A 17,031-nucleotide genomic window follows, 5' to 3' on the forward strand; every position below is an offset into this window, starting at 1 on the left:
CGGGGCGGGCCGGGACGGACGATGGGCCGGGGTGGCCTGAGGGGCCGATGGGCCGGGGCCGCTCAGGTGTCGATGCGATGGGCGACCCAGAACGGGGCCAGGTCCTCGGCGGTGGCGGCCCCGGCCGCGGCCGTGAACGCGGCGGTGCTGCTCACGCCGTACCAGTGGGCGCGGGCGTAGCCGCGGAGCAGGCGGGCCATCGCGTCCGCTCCGATCAGCCGTCGCAGGTCGTGCAGCGCGCAGGCGCCGTAGTCGTAGACGACGGTCCCGTACCGGGCCGGGTGGTCGTCCCAGTACGCCATGCCGTTGGTGATCCGCTCCTGCGGATCCGACCACGCGACGGCGCTCCAGCAGCCCGCGCCGTCCCGGCCGAGGGCGAGGTCGGTGGCGTACTCGGAGAAGGATTCGTCCAGCCAGGGCTGGTGGTACTGGTCGTCGCCGACGATGCCGTACCACCACTGGTGCGCGATCTCGTGGACGAGTGCGCTCGTCTTCACCCGGTCCAGGACGAACCCCGGGTACTCCATGCCGCTGAACCAGAGGTCGTTGTCCAGCACGACGTCCAACTCGGCGTAGGGGTAGGCGCCGAACGCGCGGGCGTGCGCGTCCAGCGCGGACCCGGCGGTGGCCAGTATCGCCCTGGCGTCCGCCGGGGCGACACCGGCCACGGCGTGGACGGCGACCGCGACGCCGCCCGCGGAGCGGCCGGAGACGGTGAAGTACGGGCCCGCGGACCAGGCGAAGTCCCGCACCCGCCGGGCTGTCGCGGTGGTGACGGTTCGTCCGGCGGCGCCCGGGGTCTCGGCCGAGCTGCCGGTGGCCGGTACCCCGAGACCCGCCGGATGGTCGAGCACCACGGTGAAGTCGGCGGCCAGCGTGTAGAAGGACTCCCCGGTGTCGGTGAACGGGTCGAGGTGCCACCCGGCGGCGTCCCGCACCGCCAGCACCGGCAGGGCGTTGCCGAAGTGGCTGTACGCCCCGTGCCGACCGAACCTCCCGGCACTGTCCGGGAGTTCGGGAGCCCGGAGGTCGAGGTCGAAGCCGAGGGTGTGGCGCCCGCCGGGGCGCAGCGGCGCCGGCAGGACGATCCGCAGCACGGTGCACCCGGCCGACAGGACGGCTGCGGTACCCCCGAGCAGGTGCGTCACGGTGACGGGCGGCGCCGAGCAGCCCCTGCGGGCGTTGCCCCACAGCCGCAGGAAGACCTCCGGGAGCGGCTGCGCCGAGGCGTTGGTGAAGCTCACCCGCTCGTGCCCGGACCACTGGCCGCCCGAGGAGTCGCCGGTCAGCTCGACCGTGTAGGCGGCCGCCGCCGGCGTCCCGGCCGGCTCGGTGCGGCGCCCGCCGCCGGACGGCGTGAAGCCCGTCACGGTGGCGGTCAGCGCCAGGCAGGCGAGAAGGGCGGCCAGGAGCCGGGCGGCTGGGCTGCTCACGGGTGTTCCTCGGGAGTCGGCGGCAGGGCGGTGCGCGGGCCGGTCGGACCCGGGCCTCGGCCCTGTCGGCGGCCGGGACCGGAGCCGGGGCCAAGACCGGGACCAGGGCCGGGGCTGAGGCCCGGACCGGGGCCGGCGGCCGGGCGCTGGTTGGTCACCGGTGGCCGTTGCCCTCCCGCTGCCGCAGCACCGCCAGGTCCACCGCCCGGTCGAGGGCCGGCAGGCAGTCGGCGAGGTCGGTGTGGACCACGAACTCCACCGAGGCCACCGTGTGCAGGCCCTGGACCAGGAAGGTGTACTCCCTGCCGCGTTCCAGCAGCAGCACGATCGGCTTGTCGAAGGCGCTCGCCCACCCGATCTCGATGTGGGTGCCCGGGGAGGCCGGGTGGCCCGGCAGGGCGACGAAGACGTCGGCCTTGCGGATCTCGTCCTGGTCGAGCTTGGTGCACTGCTCCGGCCGCATCAGCTCCGCGCCCCACGCCTCCCGGCGGTGGGCGTTGTGCACGGAGATCCCCTGCGCCTCGAAGTGCTTGATCAGGACGTCGAACGGGGCCCGGGCCTCGGCCGGCATCTCTCCGGTCTCCGGGTCCAGGAGCTGGATGAACGGGCCGGCGAGGAACACCGAACGGATCCCCAGGTCGGGGCGGGAGCCATTGGTCAGCGTGATGGTCATCGGGATACCTCCGGAACAGCGCCGGTGCGCGGTGCGCGGTGTCGGGTGGGGGTCGGCCGGCGCGGTGGTGGGCCGGGCCGGCCGGGAGCTGGAGCGGTGGGCCGGGTCAGTCCTTGCGGAAACACTGGATGTAGGCGTCGCCGGTGGTGCCGCCGTGGGTGTACTCGGTGGTGTCGTACGCGACGAACGGGTGCCGCTCGACCCGGATCGAGCGGAAGTGCGGCAGGTACTGCCAGCGCAGCTCCGGCTTGGTGCTGAAGAACGGGAGGAACACCCCGCCGGGGCGCAGCACCCGGACGACCTCCGGCATGGTCCTGGCCCACAGCTCGGCGTCCGTCCAGACCTCCATGTCGAGGGCCGGGTCGAAGAACATCCCGTCGATGCTCTCGGAGGGCAGCTCGAAGACCCGCTGGAAGAAGTCGCCGCGCTCGATCGCGAGGTTGTCGGGCAGCTGGGGGTGCCGGGCCCGGAAGAGGTCCTCGACCTCGTCGAAGAGCTCCAGCACGGTGTGCTGCCGGGTCGCCGGGTTGCCGGCGATCCGCAGCGCGGACAGGCCGAGGCCCAGCCCCACCTCGTAGAAGTCCCGGCCGTACTCGCAGAGCATGTCGGCGCTGGCCCACATCAAGTCCCGCTCCCAGGCCTGCATGGCCTGCTCGCCGCCGATGCTGAGGGTCACCTCGCCGTTCTGCTCGATCAGTTCGATCGCGGGCTTGGTCTGGCTCTCCATGGTTCTCCCTTGGGGGTTGCGGGTGGGTCAGGCGCTCCGGGGGACGACCCCGAAGTGGCGCCGGGCCGTCGAGACGGCGAGGTCCTGCACGGCGAACACCGTGAAGTAGTAGGCCTGCGGGGCGGTGGCGGCGGCGAACCGCACACGGAACACGGCCTCCTCGGCCTGCCCGCCGGTGAGCCGGAGCCGGGTGGTGACCGGCTCCACCGTGGTGTCCTCGCGCAGGTAGCTCGGGACGAAGAGGCCCAGCCGGACCGGGCCGGTCCGGGCCGCGGTGACCAGGGCCCGGACCTCCAGCACCCCGCCCTGTTCGACCTCGTCCGCGGCGTGGGCGAGCAGCGTGGGGGCGTCCGGGAGCTGGAAGGTGACGTCGCCGCAGCGCATGCAGACGGCGCAGGTGGTGTCCAGGATGTGCGGGAGCAGGCCCCGTCGGGTGAACTCCTGGGCGGGGCGGCCGCAGTGGCAGGTGACCTCGCGCACCTGCCGGTCCAGGCTGCTGCGGTCGCCGAAGTGCGCGGGGTAGTTCATCAGTTCGTGCTCGGGGTTGGCCGCGACCTGCTCGGCGATCACGTGGTCGAGGGACTGCAGGTCGGCCGTCAGCGAGGCGTGGATCTGCTCGGGCGACTGGTCGGCGAGATGGGTCGGCCTGGCCACCCAGAGGTCGACCTTCCGGGCCAGTTTGGTCAGTCGGGGCCGCAGCGGATGGTTGTGCGGCAGCAGCTCCGAGCCCAGGTAGGCGGTGAGCCGGGCGCCCACGGTGAGCAGCAGCGGGTCGGGGCGGTGGTCCGCCGGGGCCGGGGGCGGCGGGGCGTCCTCCGGTGCTCCCGGCAGGCCGAAGCGCATGAACGCCGGGTAGGGGTGCGAACCGGCCAGGCTGGCGTTGAGGGTGTCGACGGAGTCCGCGCCGACCAGGGCGCCGTGCATCCAGGCGACGTTCTCCGGTCGGTCGGAGTCGTGCACCGACACGGCCGAGACCACCGTGCGGGCCGGGCCGTCGAGCGCGTTCAGCAGCAGCTGGTACTTCGGGTCGTACAGGGCGAGGTCCGCCAGCGGGCCGCTGTTGCACGCGCTGAGCACCAGCTCCACGGCCTCCACCCGGTTGAGCGGGACGAGCTTGTCCTCCGGCTTGTAGCAGGGCAGCCCGTAGGCGCAGCGCGGGCCGAGCAGCCCCGGCACGGCCGGGGCCGAGCCGTTGAGGCCGCAGATGGTGAACTCGCCGAGGTTGACGCTGTCGTCCTTGCCGTGGCCCTGGAAGGCCACCCGCCGCCACCGGGTGCCGAGGATCCGGGCCTGGATGTCCTCGCGGTCGAAGTCGCGGTCGTCGAAGACCTGGACGCCGGGCGGCCGGGGCGGCCGGTCGGTGTCGGTGAACAGGCCCACCGCGTCGACGTCGAGCGCCGGCTCCGCGTACTGCTTGGCGACGTTCCAGCCGACCGAGGCGTCGTCCCGGCCGCTCAGCAGGGTCAGCCCGTGACGCCGGCCGCGGTAGGTGGCCAGCAGCAGGGCCCGGACGGGGTCGAGGGTGAGCCGGTCGTAGCGGCCGACGAGCAGCAGCGAACCGCTGTACCGCTCCCGGAACGCCGCGACGTCCGCAAGCTCCTCCTCGGCGACCCAGCTCCGGGCGAGCGGGCGGGCCAGCTCCGCGAGCCCCTCGGGCAGCTGCGCCGCGCCGAGGACGATCCCGACGTCCAGCGGGTGCGGCTGCCGCAGGCCGCCGTACAGCCGGCCGGCGAGCTCGACGCTCTGCGCCAGGTCGGCGCGGTCCTCGGTCGGGACCGGCACCGGCAGGAGCTGCGGGGATGCCAGGAACTCCCGTACGGCCTGCGGTAACTGGTGCCGGGTCACCGGGCGGAACAGCGGGGCCGTCCCGGACGGCCGGTCGGGCCGCTGTTCGGTGGGGGCAGCGTTCATGGTGGACACCTCGTGTTGTCCGCGCCCGGAGCGCGGGGGAAGGGGGAAGGGGGAAGGGGGAAGGGGGAGCGGCTCGGCGCGCGAGCCGATGACGGGCCGACGTGGCCGACGGGTCGATGAGGCGGTATGTCGACGGGGCGATGGGTCTGCCGGGTGTTGCTCGACGGCGTGGTGCGCCGACAGGTCTCCGGTCCGGCGGGGGGTCTCGGGTGGCGGGCCCGGCCGTCATGCCGCGTACTCCACCACGGGCACCGCCCGCCGGGTCAGCAACCCCCGGCAGGCGAAGGCCAGTCCGGCGGCGGCCAGGGCGGTGCCGGTGGCCACGGCGAACACCGCGCGCGGCCCGAGCGGGTCCATCAGCAGCCCGCCGGCCTGCTGGCCCAGCGCGTCGCCCAGGACGGTGGCCAGCGAGGCCCAGGTGAACGCCTCGGCCAGCGACCGGCCGTCGGCGATGGCGCTCACCAGGGTCATCTCGCTGGCGGAGACCAGGGCGATGGGCGCGCTGCCCACCGCTAGGGCCAGCGCGAGGCCCACCTGGGAACCGGCGAGCAGGGTCAGACCCGTTCCGAGGGCGTAGGCCAGCAGCAGCCGGGGGAAGCGCACCTGGGGGGCCACCCGGGACTGGGCCCGACCCAGCCAGAGGGCGCCCAGGGCGCTGCCGACGCCCCAGCAGGCGTAGACCAGACCCGCCCCGCCCGGAGCCCCGTGCCGGTCGACGAAGGCCGGGATGGCCAGCGTCAGCAGGCCGATGGGCACCGCGGAGAGGGCCATCACGCCGGTCAGCGCCAGCAGGGCCGGCTCCCGCAGGGGTCCCAGGAGGTGACGGGTTCCCTGCCGGGCCGCGACCGCGGCGCCGGCGGAACCTTCGGCAGACTCGCCACCGGAGCCACCGGAGCCACCGGAGCCACCGGCCGCGTCGGCCCCGGCGGAGTCTTCCGCGGCTTCGGTGCCGGCCGGCAGCCGGGTGCGCGCGAGCCCCAGCGTGCCGAGACCGCCCACCACCGCGACCGTGGTGAGCGCCAGCCCCGCCGAGCCGACCAGCATCAGCGCCGCCAGCATCAACGGCGCGCCGATCACCAGGACCTCCGTGAGCAGGGCCTCCCAGAGGTAGGCCGTCTCGCGCTCCTCCTCCCGGAGCGGCAGCCGCGCCCAGAGCGATCGCATGCAGGCGTTCGCGGGTGGCAGCACCGCTCCGGCGACGACCGCAGCCGCGGGCTGCGCCCAGCCACCGGGGTGGGTGAACCACACGAGGACGGCGAGCGCCACCGGGTAGGCGACGGCGGTCGCCGTCAGCACCGCCGCACGGCCACGACGGTCGAGGTGGCGGGCGATCAGCGGACTGCCGAGGGCCATCCCCAGCGTGTAGAGGGCAGCGACCAGGCCGGCCTGGGCGTAGCTGCCGCCCTGCTCACGGACCGTCAGGACGAGGGCCAGTGACATCAGGTAGACCGGCAGCCTGGAGACGACGCTCCACCAGGCCGCCCCGGCCACCCGGGGGCGTGTGAGCAGATCGAGGAAGCGACGGGGCAGGCCGCTGGTCACGTGGTCGGTCTCCGTTCCGTGGCCGCACGGGGCGGCGGAGTCGGGTGCCGGGCCGCTGCGCGGGCGGGCGGCACGGCGGGATCAACTGGGGACGACGTCGGCCTCCCGCGCGGGCGCCACCTCGATCGTGAACCGGTCGAGCACCTCGCGCATACGGGTTTCCACCTCCTCCACCGACCCTCCCACGACGTGGGCGTACCCCGAGGCGTTGTGCGAGGCCCGGCGGGCCGTCACCCGGTCGCCGGTACGGACCTTGAGGACGGCGTCGACGACGCCGGGCATCCCCAGCAGCTCGTCCCGGGAGGTGATCCGCCGGATCGTCCCGGAGCCGGGCAGCGGCAGCAGCAGATCACCCGCACAGCGGCGCTCGCGGTAGTCCAGCTCGGGCCGTCGGCCGAGGTAGACCGCCAGGGTGGCGCCGAACACGTCGAAGCCGTACGCGTGGCCGTGGTTGGCGGGAATCTCGCAGCCCGCGAGCCGTACGCCGATCTCGCCCGCGTACACCTCGCCGTCGATCAGGAAGAACTCCATGTGGGCGTACCCGTGGTCGATGCCCATCCCGGTGACGATGCGCTGGACCAGCGCCCGCACGTCGACCGGCGGCCCTTCGCCGGTGCCGACGCTGATGTTGGCGTTCATCGCGCCGTCGACGATGTCCAGCGGGCGGCAGGGCATCGCGCTCGGCCAGGCGTCCAGGACCTCGCCGCCGAGGATGACCGCGCACACCTCCCACTCGGTACCGCCGAGGTGCTCCTCCACCATCCACTGCCGCGCGGTGAGGTCGATCCCGGCGAGGTCGCCCGGCCCGGCGAGCCGGTAGGTGTCCACGCAGGCGAACGAGTCCACCGGTTTGAGCACCACCGGCCAGCCGTGCCGCCCGGCGAACCGCTCGACCTCGGCGCCCGACCGCACCCGCGCGAACTCCGCCGTCCGCAGGCCGAGTTCCCGGAAGCGGGCCTTCATGGCGGCCTTGTCCCGGACCAGGGTCACCTGCTGCTCGGTCAGGTGCGGCAGGCCGGCCAGGGCCGCGAAGCGCTGGGCCACGGCCTGCCGCGGTTCCGACGGGTTGCAGAACCGGGTCGGCGGCACCGGCAGCCCGGCGGCCCACTCCCGGTACCGCTGCGCCTCCGCCGCCGGGGTGGCGCCCTCGCGCACCCAGAAGGCCGGCAGGTGCGCGGTTTCGAGGAGGTAGTCCTCCGGCAGGTCCAGGCGGTTCTCGGCGAACCGCAGCAGGACCAGCCGGTCGGCCAGCGCCCGGGCCGCGTAGCGGGTGAAGGACGACGGCCGGTCGTCCACCATCAACAGCACCTCGGTGTCGCTCACACCGCCTCCAGCACCTGGCGGACGGCCTTGGCGGCGAGGACCTGCTCCTCCTCGGGAAGCTCGGGGGAGAGCGGCACGCACAGGGTGCGGTCCAGGAGGTCCCTGGTCCGGGCGAAGCCGTCGCGGCTGAGCGCCAGTGGGGCGTCGGGGGCGTGGTTCCACGGGAAGCCGTCGCGGTAGAGCGAACGGCGGCCGGTGAGCACCGGGTGCTCGGGCAGCAGGTACTTCCCCAGCGTCCAGTTGGCGATGCCGGCCGCGGTGAGCGCGGCCACCGCGGAGTCCCGCAACTCCTTGCTCTCGCAGCGGAACCGCAGGCTGACCTTCACGTCGCCGGCGGCCCGGGGCCGGACCTCCAGGTCGGGCCGGTCGGGCAGCTCGGACATCGCGATGGCGTACATCCGCTCCAGGCCGGCCAGCAGTTCGTCGAGGTGCCGGAACTGCTGGCACTGGACGGCCGCGACCTGCTCGCTGGTCACGAAGTTCTCGCCGAAGTGGGCGTCCTGGTTCCACGTCGGGTAGTGGCCGGGGACCCGGGCCGAGCCGTGGTCGTGGTAACAGCGCATGGTCGACCAGGCGCTCTCGTCGTTGGTGACGACCAGCCCGCCCTCGCCCGAGGTGAGGACCTTGTTGTGGTGGAAGCTGAACGTCCCGGCGTAGCCGGCCGTCCCGACCCGCCGGCCGTCGGGGAAGCGGGCGCCGAGGGACTGCGCGCAGTCCTCGACGAGGTACGGCACCCCGGCCGGCAACGGCGCCACCGTGCCCTCCATGTGGGCCACGATCACCCGCTGCGCGTCGGACGGCACCAGCGTCGGGTCCATCGAGAGCGAGTCGTCGGCGTCGACCAGCACCGGGATCAGGCCGCACGACAGCACCGCGCCGGCCACCGCGACGAAGGTGACCGCCGGGATGTGGACCAGGTCACCGATGGCCGGACGGGTGGAGATCAGCGCGAGGCGTAGCGCCTCCGTGCAGTTGTGGACGGCCAGGGCGTGGCCCGCGCCCAGCCGTTCGGCGACCGTCCGCTCCAGCTGGGAGGCCATGCTCTCGGTCTCGGTCTGGTAGCGGAACAGGACCTGGTGCTCGATCACCTCGCGCAGCTCCGACATGTCGGACCAGTCGAGGTAGTTGGCTCCGTAGGGCAGGAAGCGCTGCCCGAGTCGCTTGTCGAGTGTGCTCATGGGGTGTCCGACTCCGTGATCGGCTGCGCCGAACCGTCGACGACCATCTCCTGGCCTCGGTGGTTGCGGAGCAGCAGGCCTTCGGGGATCTGGGTGAAGGAGGGCGGCGAGATGGGGATCTTGCCGATCTTCGTGGTCAGGACGTACTGGGGGACGCCGAACCCGGTGATGTGGCCCTGGAGACCGGCCATGATCTCCCAGCCCTTCTCCACCGACGTCATGAAGTGCGAGACCCCGGTGACGTTGTCGCAGTGGTAGAGGTAGTACGGCCGGACCCGGATCCGCAGCAGCTCGGTCATCAGCGTGCGCATGGTGTCGACGTCGTCGTTGATCCCGCGCAGCAGCACCGTCTGGTTCCCGACCGGGATCCCGTGCCGCAGCAGGCGGTCGACGGCCGCCGCGGCCTCCGGGGTGATCTCCTTCGGGTGGTTGAAGTGGGTGTTCAGCCAGATCGGGTGGTACCGCTCCAGCATCGAGCAGAGCCCCTCGGTGATCCGCTGGGGCAGCAGCACGGGGAACCGGCTGCCGATCCGGATGATCTCCACCGAGGGGATCGCCCGGAGCCCGGCGATGATCTCCTCCAGCTTGCCGTCCTGGTACGAGAGCGGGTCGCCGCCGGTCAGCAGGACGTCCCGGATCTCGGGGTGGTCGGCGATGTAGCGCAGGTCCTCGTCGTACGAGCCGCCCTCGTCGTCGCGGAAGTAGGTGCCGTCGACGTCGGTGGTGTGGAACTTGCGCGTGCAGTGGCGGCAGTAGACCGGGCAGGCCTCGGTGATCAGCATGATCACCCGGTCCGGGTACTTGTGCACCACCCGGTTGGTCTTGCGGTAGTAGGTGTCCCCGACCGGGTCGACCTCGGCGCCGGGGAACTCCATCAGCTCGCCGAGGGCCGGCACCGCCTGCTGCCGGACCGGACAGCCGGGGTCGTCCGGGTCCATCAGCGAGGCGTAGTACGGGGTGACGCTCCAGCGGTACTTGCCCGCCACCCCGGAGATGGCCTTCTCCTCGTCGGTGCTGAGGTTGATCCACTGCCGGGCCTTGTCGACGGTGGTGATGCGCCGACGCATGTGCCAGCGCCAGTCGTCCCAGTCACTCTCCGGGACCCTGGGACGGATCAGTTCGGGGCGGGTGACAGCCGTGGATTCGCGGACGGTGTCGGACATGGCGGCTCCAGCACGACGTGGTCGACGGGGGTGGGGTGGCCGGAACGGGCGGGGCCGGACCGGCAAGCGGACGAGGAGGGGGAACGGACGGGGGCGAGGAGCTCACAGCGGGGCGAGCGCGAGTTGGCGCAGCGTGCGGGCGACCCGCTGCGCGCCGCGCAGGTCGTCCAGGGCCGGGTCGAGGAGGTGCCACGGACCCGCCGCCGTACCGCCGGCGGCGGTCGTACCGCTCGCCTGGGGCGGCGCCCAGAGGCCCGGATCACCCGGGTCCTCGGCCGAGGGCAGCGGCAGGACCTCGGCGACCCTGTCGGCCAGGTCCCGCTGGGCGGGCCCGAGCGGTGGCAGCAGGGCCAGCGGTGCCCGCCGGGCCTGGGCGAGGGCGAGCGCCCCGAGCACCGGCGAGGCCAGGAACACGGCGGCGTCGGCGTGGAGCGCGTCCGGGTCGACCTCGGTGGCCCGGTGCACCCGGAGGCCCGGCCGCCCGGCGAGGCCTCCCAGGGCGGACCGCAGGAGTTCGAGCCCGGTGTCGGCGACCACGGTGCAGCTCCCGGTGCGCTCCAGCGCGGCGTCGGCCAACGCCGGCAGCGCTCCGGTGGCGAAGGCCTCGGCGTCGGCGTCGGGAACGTGCCAGAGGGAGAGCAGCAGGAGGGTGCCGGTGCGCCGCCGGCTCCTGCCGGTGCGCTGCGGTGCGAGGACCCCGGTCGGCCGTGCGCCTCGGGCGGCGGGCCCGGACGCCGGCAGCCACCCGGGCCGGTGGGCCCGTGCGAGTGCGCGCTCCGGTGGCGCCCCGGCTGCGGGCGGGCCCACCGGGTGACCGGAGGTCAGGTGCACCACCGGCACGCCCAGGCCCAGCAGCCGCTCGGTGGCCGCCACGTCGTCGCAGACCAGTGCGGCGACCGGGGGAGGGTCGAGGTCGGCGGGGCCGACCCGGCGGAGGTCGCCGAGGTGGGCGGCCACCCGGCGCAGGGCGAGCGTCGAGTCCAGCTGGTCCGCCCGGGCACTCAGCAGGACGGGCGGGCCGGGCACGACGGCGGCCGTGGCGGCCGGCCCGGCGGGTGCGCCCCGGGTGCCCGGTGCACCCGCGTCGAGGTGCGCCGGGGCCTTCTGGCCGGAACTCAGTAGTGCCATGGTCCCACCGCCCCGAGCCGGGCCACGTCGTCGCTGTATCCGGCGGCCGTGGTGGAGCACCCGTTGCACACCGCGGGGCCGCGCTCGCGGAACCAGTCGGCGTGGGACCGGAAGACCGGGGTGTCCAGCCGGATCACCCCCTGCTCCCGCAGCGGGGCGCCACCGGGCCCGTCGTCGCCCTCGCGGTGCGGGATGCAGCTGCACGCGTACATCCGCCCGTACTTGCCGTCGATGTAGATGACGTCGTCCGCGACGTGGCAGAGCGGCTCGGCGGCGCGCGGGGTGACGGACCGGGTGAAGTACCGCTCCTGCTCCTGCGGGGTGTCGCCGTAGAAGCGCTTGCCCATCGGGACCAGCCGCTCGGCCGGGTCGGCGTCGTAGATCGGATCGCAGACGCCGCGGACGTGATCGGCGTCGGGGTAGGTGATGCTGCGGTCGAGCTTGAGGGCGGACAGCTCCCACTGGCGCACCCCCGCCTCGGTCAGGACCTCCTGCAGCCTCGGCATCTCGGTGTAGTTGTGCGGTCCGACTACGGTGTTGACCCTGGGCAGGACGCCGAGCTTCGCGGCGTCGCGCAGGCCGGCCAGCCCACTGTCGAACATGCCGGGGGACCGCCGGTAGACGTCGTGGGTGGCGCCCGAGGCGCCGTCCAGGCTGACGATCACCTGGGCCAGGCCCGCCGCGGCCAGCGGGGCGGCCATTCGGGGCAGCAGCGAACCGTTGGTGATGAGGGACATCTTCATCCCGCCGGCGGTGCCCGAACGCACCAGCTCCACCACGGCCGGGTGCATCAGCGGCTCGCCGCCGGTGAACCGGACATAGCCCACGCCGGCCTCCCGGGCCTTGGGCAGCAGGTCGTCGAAGTCCTCCCGGGAGAAGCGGAAGGTGTCGCGGGAGAGGGCGAACTCGCACATGAAGCAGTCGGCGTTGCAGGCTTCCAGGATCCGGATGAAGAGGTAGCGATCACGTGCACGCACGGAGGGGGGACCTTCCAGACGACTCACGGGACGGGGGGCGGTGGCGGGCGGTGCGCCCGGGGCGGGCGGGTCAGGAGGGCCGGTCCGGTGCGCCCAGGACGCCGAGCAGTGCGTCGGCCACCTGGCCCGCCCCGCCGGTGCCGATCGTGGTGGTGAGCGCGCCCCAGTCGGTGACCCCGGTGGACCGGTGCAGCGCCGCCAGGACGCCGTCGCGCAGGGCGTGGCGGACGGCTCGGTGGTCGTCGCCGACCGCCGCCCGCCCGATCGAGTCGTAGATCAGTTCGAGGGCGTTGTCCTCGCCCTCGGAGCGGAGCGCCAGCGCGCCGTCCTCGACCAGCACGTCCTTGGGCCATCGCACCCGCAGCGGGGCTCCGAGCGCCTGGCTGTGGTAGCGGCCGTTGAAGATCTGGCTGAGGTTCTGCGGCGGCAGGCAGACGGTGGGGATGTGCAGGCCGCCCGCCTCCAGCAGGGTGGTCAGACCGGGTGAGGTGAGCAGGACGTCGCTGTCGGCCAGCCGCTCCAGGAACGCGCCGTGCCCGAGCGGGCCGGTGGTCGTCCGGGGCGGGGCGATCGACGCGTCGACGAGCCGGCCCGCCAGATCGGCGGGCAGGTTGCCGGCGACGTGCACCTCCTCCACCCCGTGGGCGGCCAGGGCCTCCAGGGCGGCCGGGACGACCAGGCTCGGATAGTGCTCCGGATCGCCGAGCTTCGGCGCGCGCAGACCGCCCAGGCTGACCAGCGCCCGGCGGTACGGGCGGCCGGTGCCCCTGCGGGCTCCGGCGGGCGCCGGCTCCGGGGCGCGGGGCCCGGCGATGACGGCCTCGACCCAGCGCAGCGCCCGGGCGTCGGCCAGGACGTCCAGGCACTCGGGTGGCAGCTCCACGCTCTTCTGGGCGCAGTACACCGTCGCGTCCAGTGGTAGCGCGGCCCGGTCGCCCTCGGACCAGAGGAAGGGCAGGCTGTCGACGAACACCGTGGGCACACCGGCGGCGAGCAGCGCCGTCGCGGCCGCGCCGTCCAGGACGACCACGGCGGCCCGTACCCCCTGGGACCGCACGAACTCCCGTACCGCGGGGGCCAGTCGGCCGGGGTCGTCCGGCAGGTCGTGCCAGGCGTCCACCGCGTGCTCGGCGAGCAGCGGTCGGCCCAGCCCCGAGGCCAGCCCGACGAACCGCAGGGGAGGGGCCGGCCGGTCCCGCAGGGCGGAGAGCACGGCGCTGAGCTTTCCCGAGCTGCCCCAGCCGAATTCCGCTCCGACGAGTGCGACGGTGGCGGGACCGGAGCGCGAGACGTGGTGGTCGGAGTGCGCAGCGAGATCGGGTGACATCGGATATCTCTCGCCTTCCTGGCAGGGCCGGCAGGGTCGGGATCAGCGGGAGTGCGGCCGCGCACGCAATCGCAGGGCGTCTCGGGAGAGATCACGCTGTTCTGCGGCGCGGCTTCCTTCGGGTACAACCGTTCCGTAGACGCTTGATCGATACAAGGCCTTTTACCGGTATTCCGACTTGTGAGTGAATAGCGCGATGGAGCGACTAACTATCATCCGATGAACGCGAGTTGATGATCCATCGGCCGGGCGCAATCGCCTCCGGTCCGGTCGCCGAAATTGGATCGCCCACCGAGCGTCCGCCCGCTAGAATCCGCTCCCATGGGCTACCTCGAAGCCACCGGTCTCGGTCATGTCCTCGCCGACGGCCGCGAGCTCTTCCACGACGTCTCGTTCCGTGTGCCGGCCGGTGAGACGGTCGCGCTCATCGGTGACAACGGTGCGGGCAAGACCACGCTGCTGCGCATACTCGCGGGCGAACTCCCCGCGCGGCGCGGGTCCTTCCGCAGCCAGGGCGCCGTCGCGGTCATGCCGCAGTTCATCGGCAGCCTGCGCGACGACCGCACGGTCCGGCACCTCCTGCTCACCGTCGCGCCGCCGCCGCTGCGGGCCGCGGCCGCCGCCCTCGACGCGGCCGAGCTCGCCATGATGGAGGTAGACGACGAGCCCACCCAACTGCGCTACGCACAGGCCCTGGTGGACTGGGGCGAGGCCGGCGGGTACGACCACGAGGTGCTCTGGGACACCGTGACGGTCGCCGCGCTCGGCACCCCGTTCCAGGTCGCCCAGTACCGGGAGGTCTCGACGCTGTCCGGCGGCGAGCAGAAGCGGCTCGTCCTGGAGGCGCTGCTCCGCGGCCCGGCCGAACTGCTGCTGCTGGACGAGCCGGACAACTACCTCGACGTCCCCGGCAAGCGCTGGCTGGAGGAGCAGCTGGCCCAGACCCGGCAGGGCGTGCTGCTGATCACCCACGACCGGGAGGTGCTGAGCCGCACGGCCGGCCAGGTCGTGACGCTGGAGGGCGGCACCGCCTGGACGCACGGCGGTGGGTTCGCCACCTGGGCCGACGCCCGGGAGGCCCGCTGGCAGCGCGCGGCGGAGCTGCGGCAGCGCTGGAGCGAGAAGCACGAGCAGCTCAAGGAGCTGGTCCGGACGCTGCGTCAGCAGTCGTCCATCAGCGACGAGATGGCCTCGCGCTACCACGCCGCCCAGACCAGGCTGGCGAAGTTCGAGGAGGCCGGGCCGCCGCCCGCGCCGCCGCGCCGCCAGCGGGTCGCGCCGGACCTGCGCGGCGGCCGGACGGGAATCCGCGCGATCACCTGCCAGAGCCTCGAACTCAGCGGGCTGATGCGGCCGTTCGACCTGGAGGTGTTCTTCGGGGACCGGGTCTGCGTGCTCGGTTCGAACGGGTCCGGCAAGAGCCACTTCCTGCGACTGCTGGACGAGGCCGGCGGGGACGCGGCCCCGACGGTGGCGCACAGCGGTGCGTGCCGGCTGGGCGCGCGCGTCCGGCCCGGGCTGTTCGCCCAGACCCACCGGCACCCGGAGTGGGCCGGCCGGACGCCGGCCGAGATCCTCGGCGCCGGTGAGGGCGACCGCCCCGGGCTGGACCTGGAGCGCGCGATGTCCGCCCTGAGCCGGTACGGGCTGGCCGGGGCCGGCCGGCAGAACTTCGAGACCCTGTCGGGCGGTCAGCAGGCGCGGTTCCAGATCCTGCTGCTGGAACTGGCCGGGGCGACGCTGCTGTTGCTGGACGAGCCGACCGACAACCTCGACCTCATCTCGGCCGAGGCCCTGGAGGAGGCGCTGGCCGCCTTCACCGGGACGGTGGTGGCGGTCACCCATGACCGCTGGTTCGCCCGGGTGTTCAGCCGCTTCCTGGTCTTCCGGGCGGACGGCCGGGTGGTGGAGGCGGACGAACCGGTCTGGGACGAGGGGCGGGTCAGCCGCGTCCGGAGCTGACCGACCCCCGGAGCTGGTCGACCCCCCCCGGGGGGTGGCTCGGCGCCCGGGAGTCCGTCAGACCCGGTGCACCGTCCGGCCTCCGAGGACGGTGCGGACCGGTCGCAGCCGCGCCAGCTCGTCCGACGGGCAGTTCAGCGGGTCGGCGGGCCAGAGGGTCAGGTCCGCCAGCGCCCCGGGCCGCAGGCTGCCGCGCGTTCCGGCCTCGCCGACCAGTCGGGCCGCGTCGACCGTGTGCAGCGCGATCGCCTCGGCCCGGGTGATCGCGTGCTCGACGCCCTGCGCGCCGGCCACGGTCTGCCGGGTCGTCATGCCCCAGACCGAGACCATCGCGCCGTAGGGGCCGACCGGGAAGTCGGAGCCGGCCGCGAGCAGCGCCCCCTCGTCCAGCCACTCGCGCAGGGGGAAGATGCCACGCACCCGCTCGCCGCCCCAGGCCCGGATCTGGGCCGTCGCGGCGTCGTGCAGCAGCGGGTGCTGCACCGTGACCGGGACACCGAGCGCGATCGCCCGCGCCCGCTGGTCGGCTCGGGCCAGCCCGCCGTGCTCGACGACCAGTGTGCCCGGGGCCAGCCCGGGGCGGTCCTTGATCACCTGCTCGTACACGTCGAGCAGGGTGCGCAGCCCGCGGTCCCCCCAGGCGTGGACGCCGACCCGCCAGCCGCGCGCGACCACCCGGTCGACCGCCGCGGCCAGCTCCTGCGGGTCCCAGAGCAGTGTGCCGTGGTAGCACGGGCGACCCTCGTACGGTTCGTCCAGCGCGCCCGCCTCGATGCCGCCGTCGATGCCGAACTTGACGCCCCAGACGCTCAGCCACGCATCGCCCCCGGCGCGCCAGGGCTCCATCCGGTCGAGCAGCTCGTCCACCTGCCCGGGCGTGCGGGCGCCGAAGCCGGAGACCAGGGCCCGCACCCGTACGCTCAGCGCGCCGGCCTGCCGGGCGGCGCGCAGCACGTCGAGGTCGTCCACCGGGACCAGGCAGTCGCGGACCGTGCCGATCCCGGTCGCGGCGTAGTCGGCGGACGCGGCCCGCAGGCCCTCGATCCGGTCGGCGAGCGCCGGGCGCGGCAGCACCCGCTCGGCCAGCGCGACCGCCTTGTCGACCAGTCGGCCGGTCAGCCGGCCCCGGTCGTCGCGCTCGATCACGCCGCCGGGCGGGGCGTCGGTGCCGGCGGTGATGCCGGCGCGGCGCAGCGCGGGAGTGTTGAGCACCATGTTGTAGGCGCCGCGACGCACCAGCACCGGGTGCTCGTCGGTGGCCGCGTCGAGTTCCTCGGTGCGCGGCAGGCGCTGTTCGGCGAGGTTGACCTCCTGCCAGTTGATCGTGGTGCGGATCCACTGCCCGGGGGGCGTGCTCGCCGCTCGTTCGCGGATCAGGCCGAGGAACTCGTCGAGGTCGCGGGCCCGGTGGACCGGGACGTCGTGGACGCTGTGCGCGGCGAGGATCAGATGGGTGTGGGTGTCGTCGAAGGCGGGCAGCACGGTGGTGCCGGGCAGGTCGAGCACCTCCGTCCCCGGGCCGATCAGGTGGTCCAGGCCGTCGGCGGCGGCGGACAGCGCGGTGATCCGCTCGCCGGTGACGGCCAGCGCGCGGCGCGGCGCCTCGCCGGGGACGAGCGTGTGCACGGCGCCGGATCGGATCAGCAGGTCGGCGGGGGTGCGGTCGGTCACGGCGACTCCTCGGGCG

At 74.1% G+C, this 17,031-nt stretch carries 13 protein-coding genes; 1 reads left to right on the forward strand and 12 read right to left on the reverse strand.

All coding sequences use genetic code 11. From position 1 onward, the window contains the following. Positions 1 to 62 precede the first annotated feature (62 nt). The 11 genes from ACFVYI_RS00870 to ACFVYI_RS00920 form a co-directional block, all read right to left on the reverse strand. A complete protein-coding gene (locus tag ACFVYI_RS00870) occupies positions 63 to 1,433 on the reverse strand; it encodes a M1 family metallopeptidase (RefSeq protein ID WP_387879954.1) in 1,371 nt (456 codons plus the stop codon). Positions 1,434 to 1,587: 154 nt separating this feature from the next. After that, a complete protein-coding gene (locus ACFVYI_RS00875) occupies positions 1,588 to 2,106 on the reverse strand; it encodes a nucleoside 2-deoxyribosyltransferase (RefSeq protein WP_387879955.1) in 519 nt (172 codons plus the stop codon). Between the two features lie 106 nt (positions 2,107 to 2,212). Beyond that, positions 2,213 to 2,833: a class I SAM-dependent methyltransferase gene (locus ACFVYI_RS00880; RefSeq protein ID WP_387879957.1), complete on the reverse strand. Its 621-nt coding sequence runs from the start codon at positions 2,831 to 2,833 to the stop codon at positions 2,213 to 2,215. 27 nt (positions 2,834 to 2,860) lie between these two features. Further along, positions 2,861 to 4,744: a hypothetical protein gene (locus tag ACFVYI_RS00885; protein ID WP_387879959.1), complete on the reverse strand. Its 1,884-nt coding sequence runs from the start codon at positions 4,742 to 4,744 to the stop codon at positions 2,861 to 2,863. Between the two features lie 225 nt (positions 4,745 to 4,969). Then, positions 4,970 to 6,286, reverse strand: coding sequence for an MFS transporter (locus ACFVYI_RS00890; RefSeq protein WP_387879961.1), 1,317 nt, complete (start codon positions 6,284 to 6,286; stop codon positions 4,970 to 4,972). A gap of 81 nt (positions 6,287 to 6,367) precedes the next feature. After that, positions 6,368 to 7,609, reverse strand: coding sequence for an ATP-dependent carboxylate-amine ligase (locus ACFVYI_RS00895; RefSeq protein ID WP_387879963.1), 1,242 nt, complete (start codon positions 7,607 to 7,609; stop codon positions 6,368 to 6,370). Next, on the reverse strand, positions 7,606 to 8,787 hold the full coding sequence (locus ACFVYI_RS00900; RefSeq protein ID WP_387879965.1) for a DegT/DnrJ/EryC1/StrS family aminotransferase: 1,182 nt from the start codon (positions 8,785 to 8,787) through the stop codon (positions 7,606 to 7,608). Before ACFVYI_RS00900 ends, ACFVYI_RS00895 begins: the two co-directional genes overlap by 4 nt. Beyond that, on the reverse strand, positions 8,784 to 9,950 hold the full coding sequence (gene blsG / locus ACFVYI_RS00905; RefSeq protein WP_387879966.1) for an arginine 2,3-aminomutase: 1,167 nt from the start codon (positions 9,948 to 9,950) through the stop codon (positions 8,784 to 8,786). Before blsG ends, ACFVYI_RS00900 begins: the two co-directional genes overlap by 4 nt. A gap of 102 nt (positions 9,951 to 10,052) precedes the next feature. Beyond that, a complete protein-coding gene (gene blsF / locus ACFVYI_RS00910; RefSeq protein ID WP_387879968.1) occupies positions 10,053 to 11,078 on the reverse strand; it encodes a CGA synthase-related protein in 1,026 nt (341 codons plus the stop codon). Next, the gene (gene blsE, locus ACFVYI_RS00915) at positions 11,066 to 12,055 is read right to left on the reverse strand and encodes a cytosylglucuronate decarboxylase (protein WP_387879970.1); all 990 of its coding nucleotides are present in this window, start codon (positions 12,053 to 12,055) and stop codon (positions 11,066 to 11,068) included. Before blsE ends, blsF begins: the two co-directional genes overlap by 13 nt. A 70-nt stretch (positions 12,056 to 12,125) precedes the next feature. Further along, complete coding sequence (locus tag ACFVYI_RS00920) at positions 12,126 to 13,382, reverse strand: hydroxymethylcytosylglucuronate/cytosylglucuronate synthase (RefSeq protein ID WP_387879972.1); 1,257 nt, start codon at positions 13,380 to 13,382, stop codon at positions 12,126 to 12,128. A 321-nt stretch (positions 13,383 to 13,703) separates the two neighbouring features. Here ACFVYI_RS00920 and ACFVYI_RS00925 point away from each other — a divergent pair, with 321 nt between their 5' ends. Beyond that, positions 13,704 to 15,344 (forward strand): ATP-binding cassette domain-containing protein, encoded by a 1,641-nt coding sequence (locus ACFVYI_RS00925; RefSeq protein WP_387879974.1) that lies wholly within the window; start codon positions 13,704 to 13,706, stop codon positions 15,342 to 15,344. 57 nt (positions 15,345 to 15,401) lie between these two features. Here ACFVYI_RS00925 and ACFVYI_RS00930 read toward each other — a convergent pair whose 3' ends face one another. Next, positions 15,402 to 17,015, reverse strand: coding sequence for an amidohydrolase (locus ACFVYI_RS00930; RefSeq protein WP_387879975.1), 1,614 nt, complete (start codon positions 17,013 to 17,015; stop codon positions 15,402 to 15,404). Positions 17,016 to 17,031: the final 16 nt, after the last annotated feature.

The sequence above is a fragment of the Kitasatospora sp. NPDC058218 genome (genome assembly GCF_042882445.1).
Lineage (GTDB): Bacteria > Actinomycetota > Actinomycetes > Streptomycetales > Streptomycetaceae > Kitasatospora.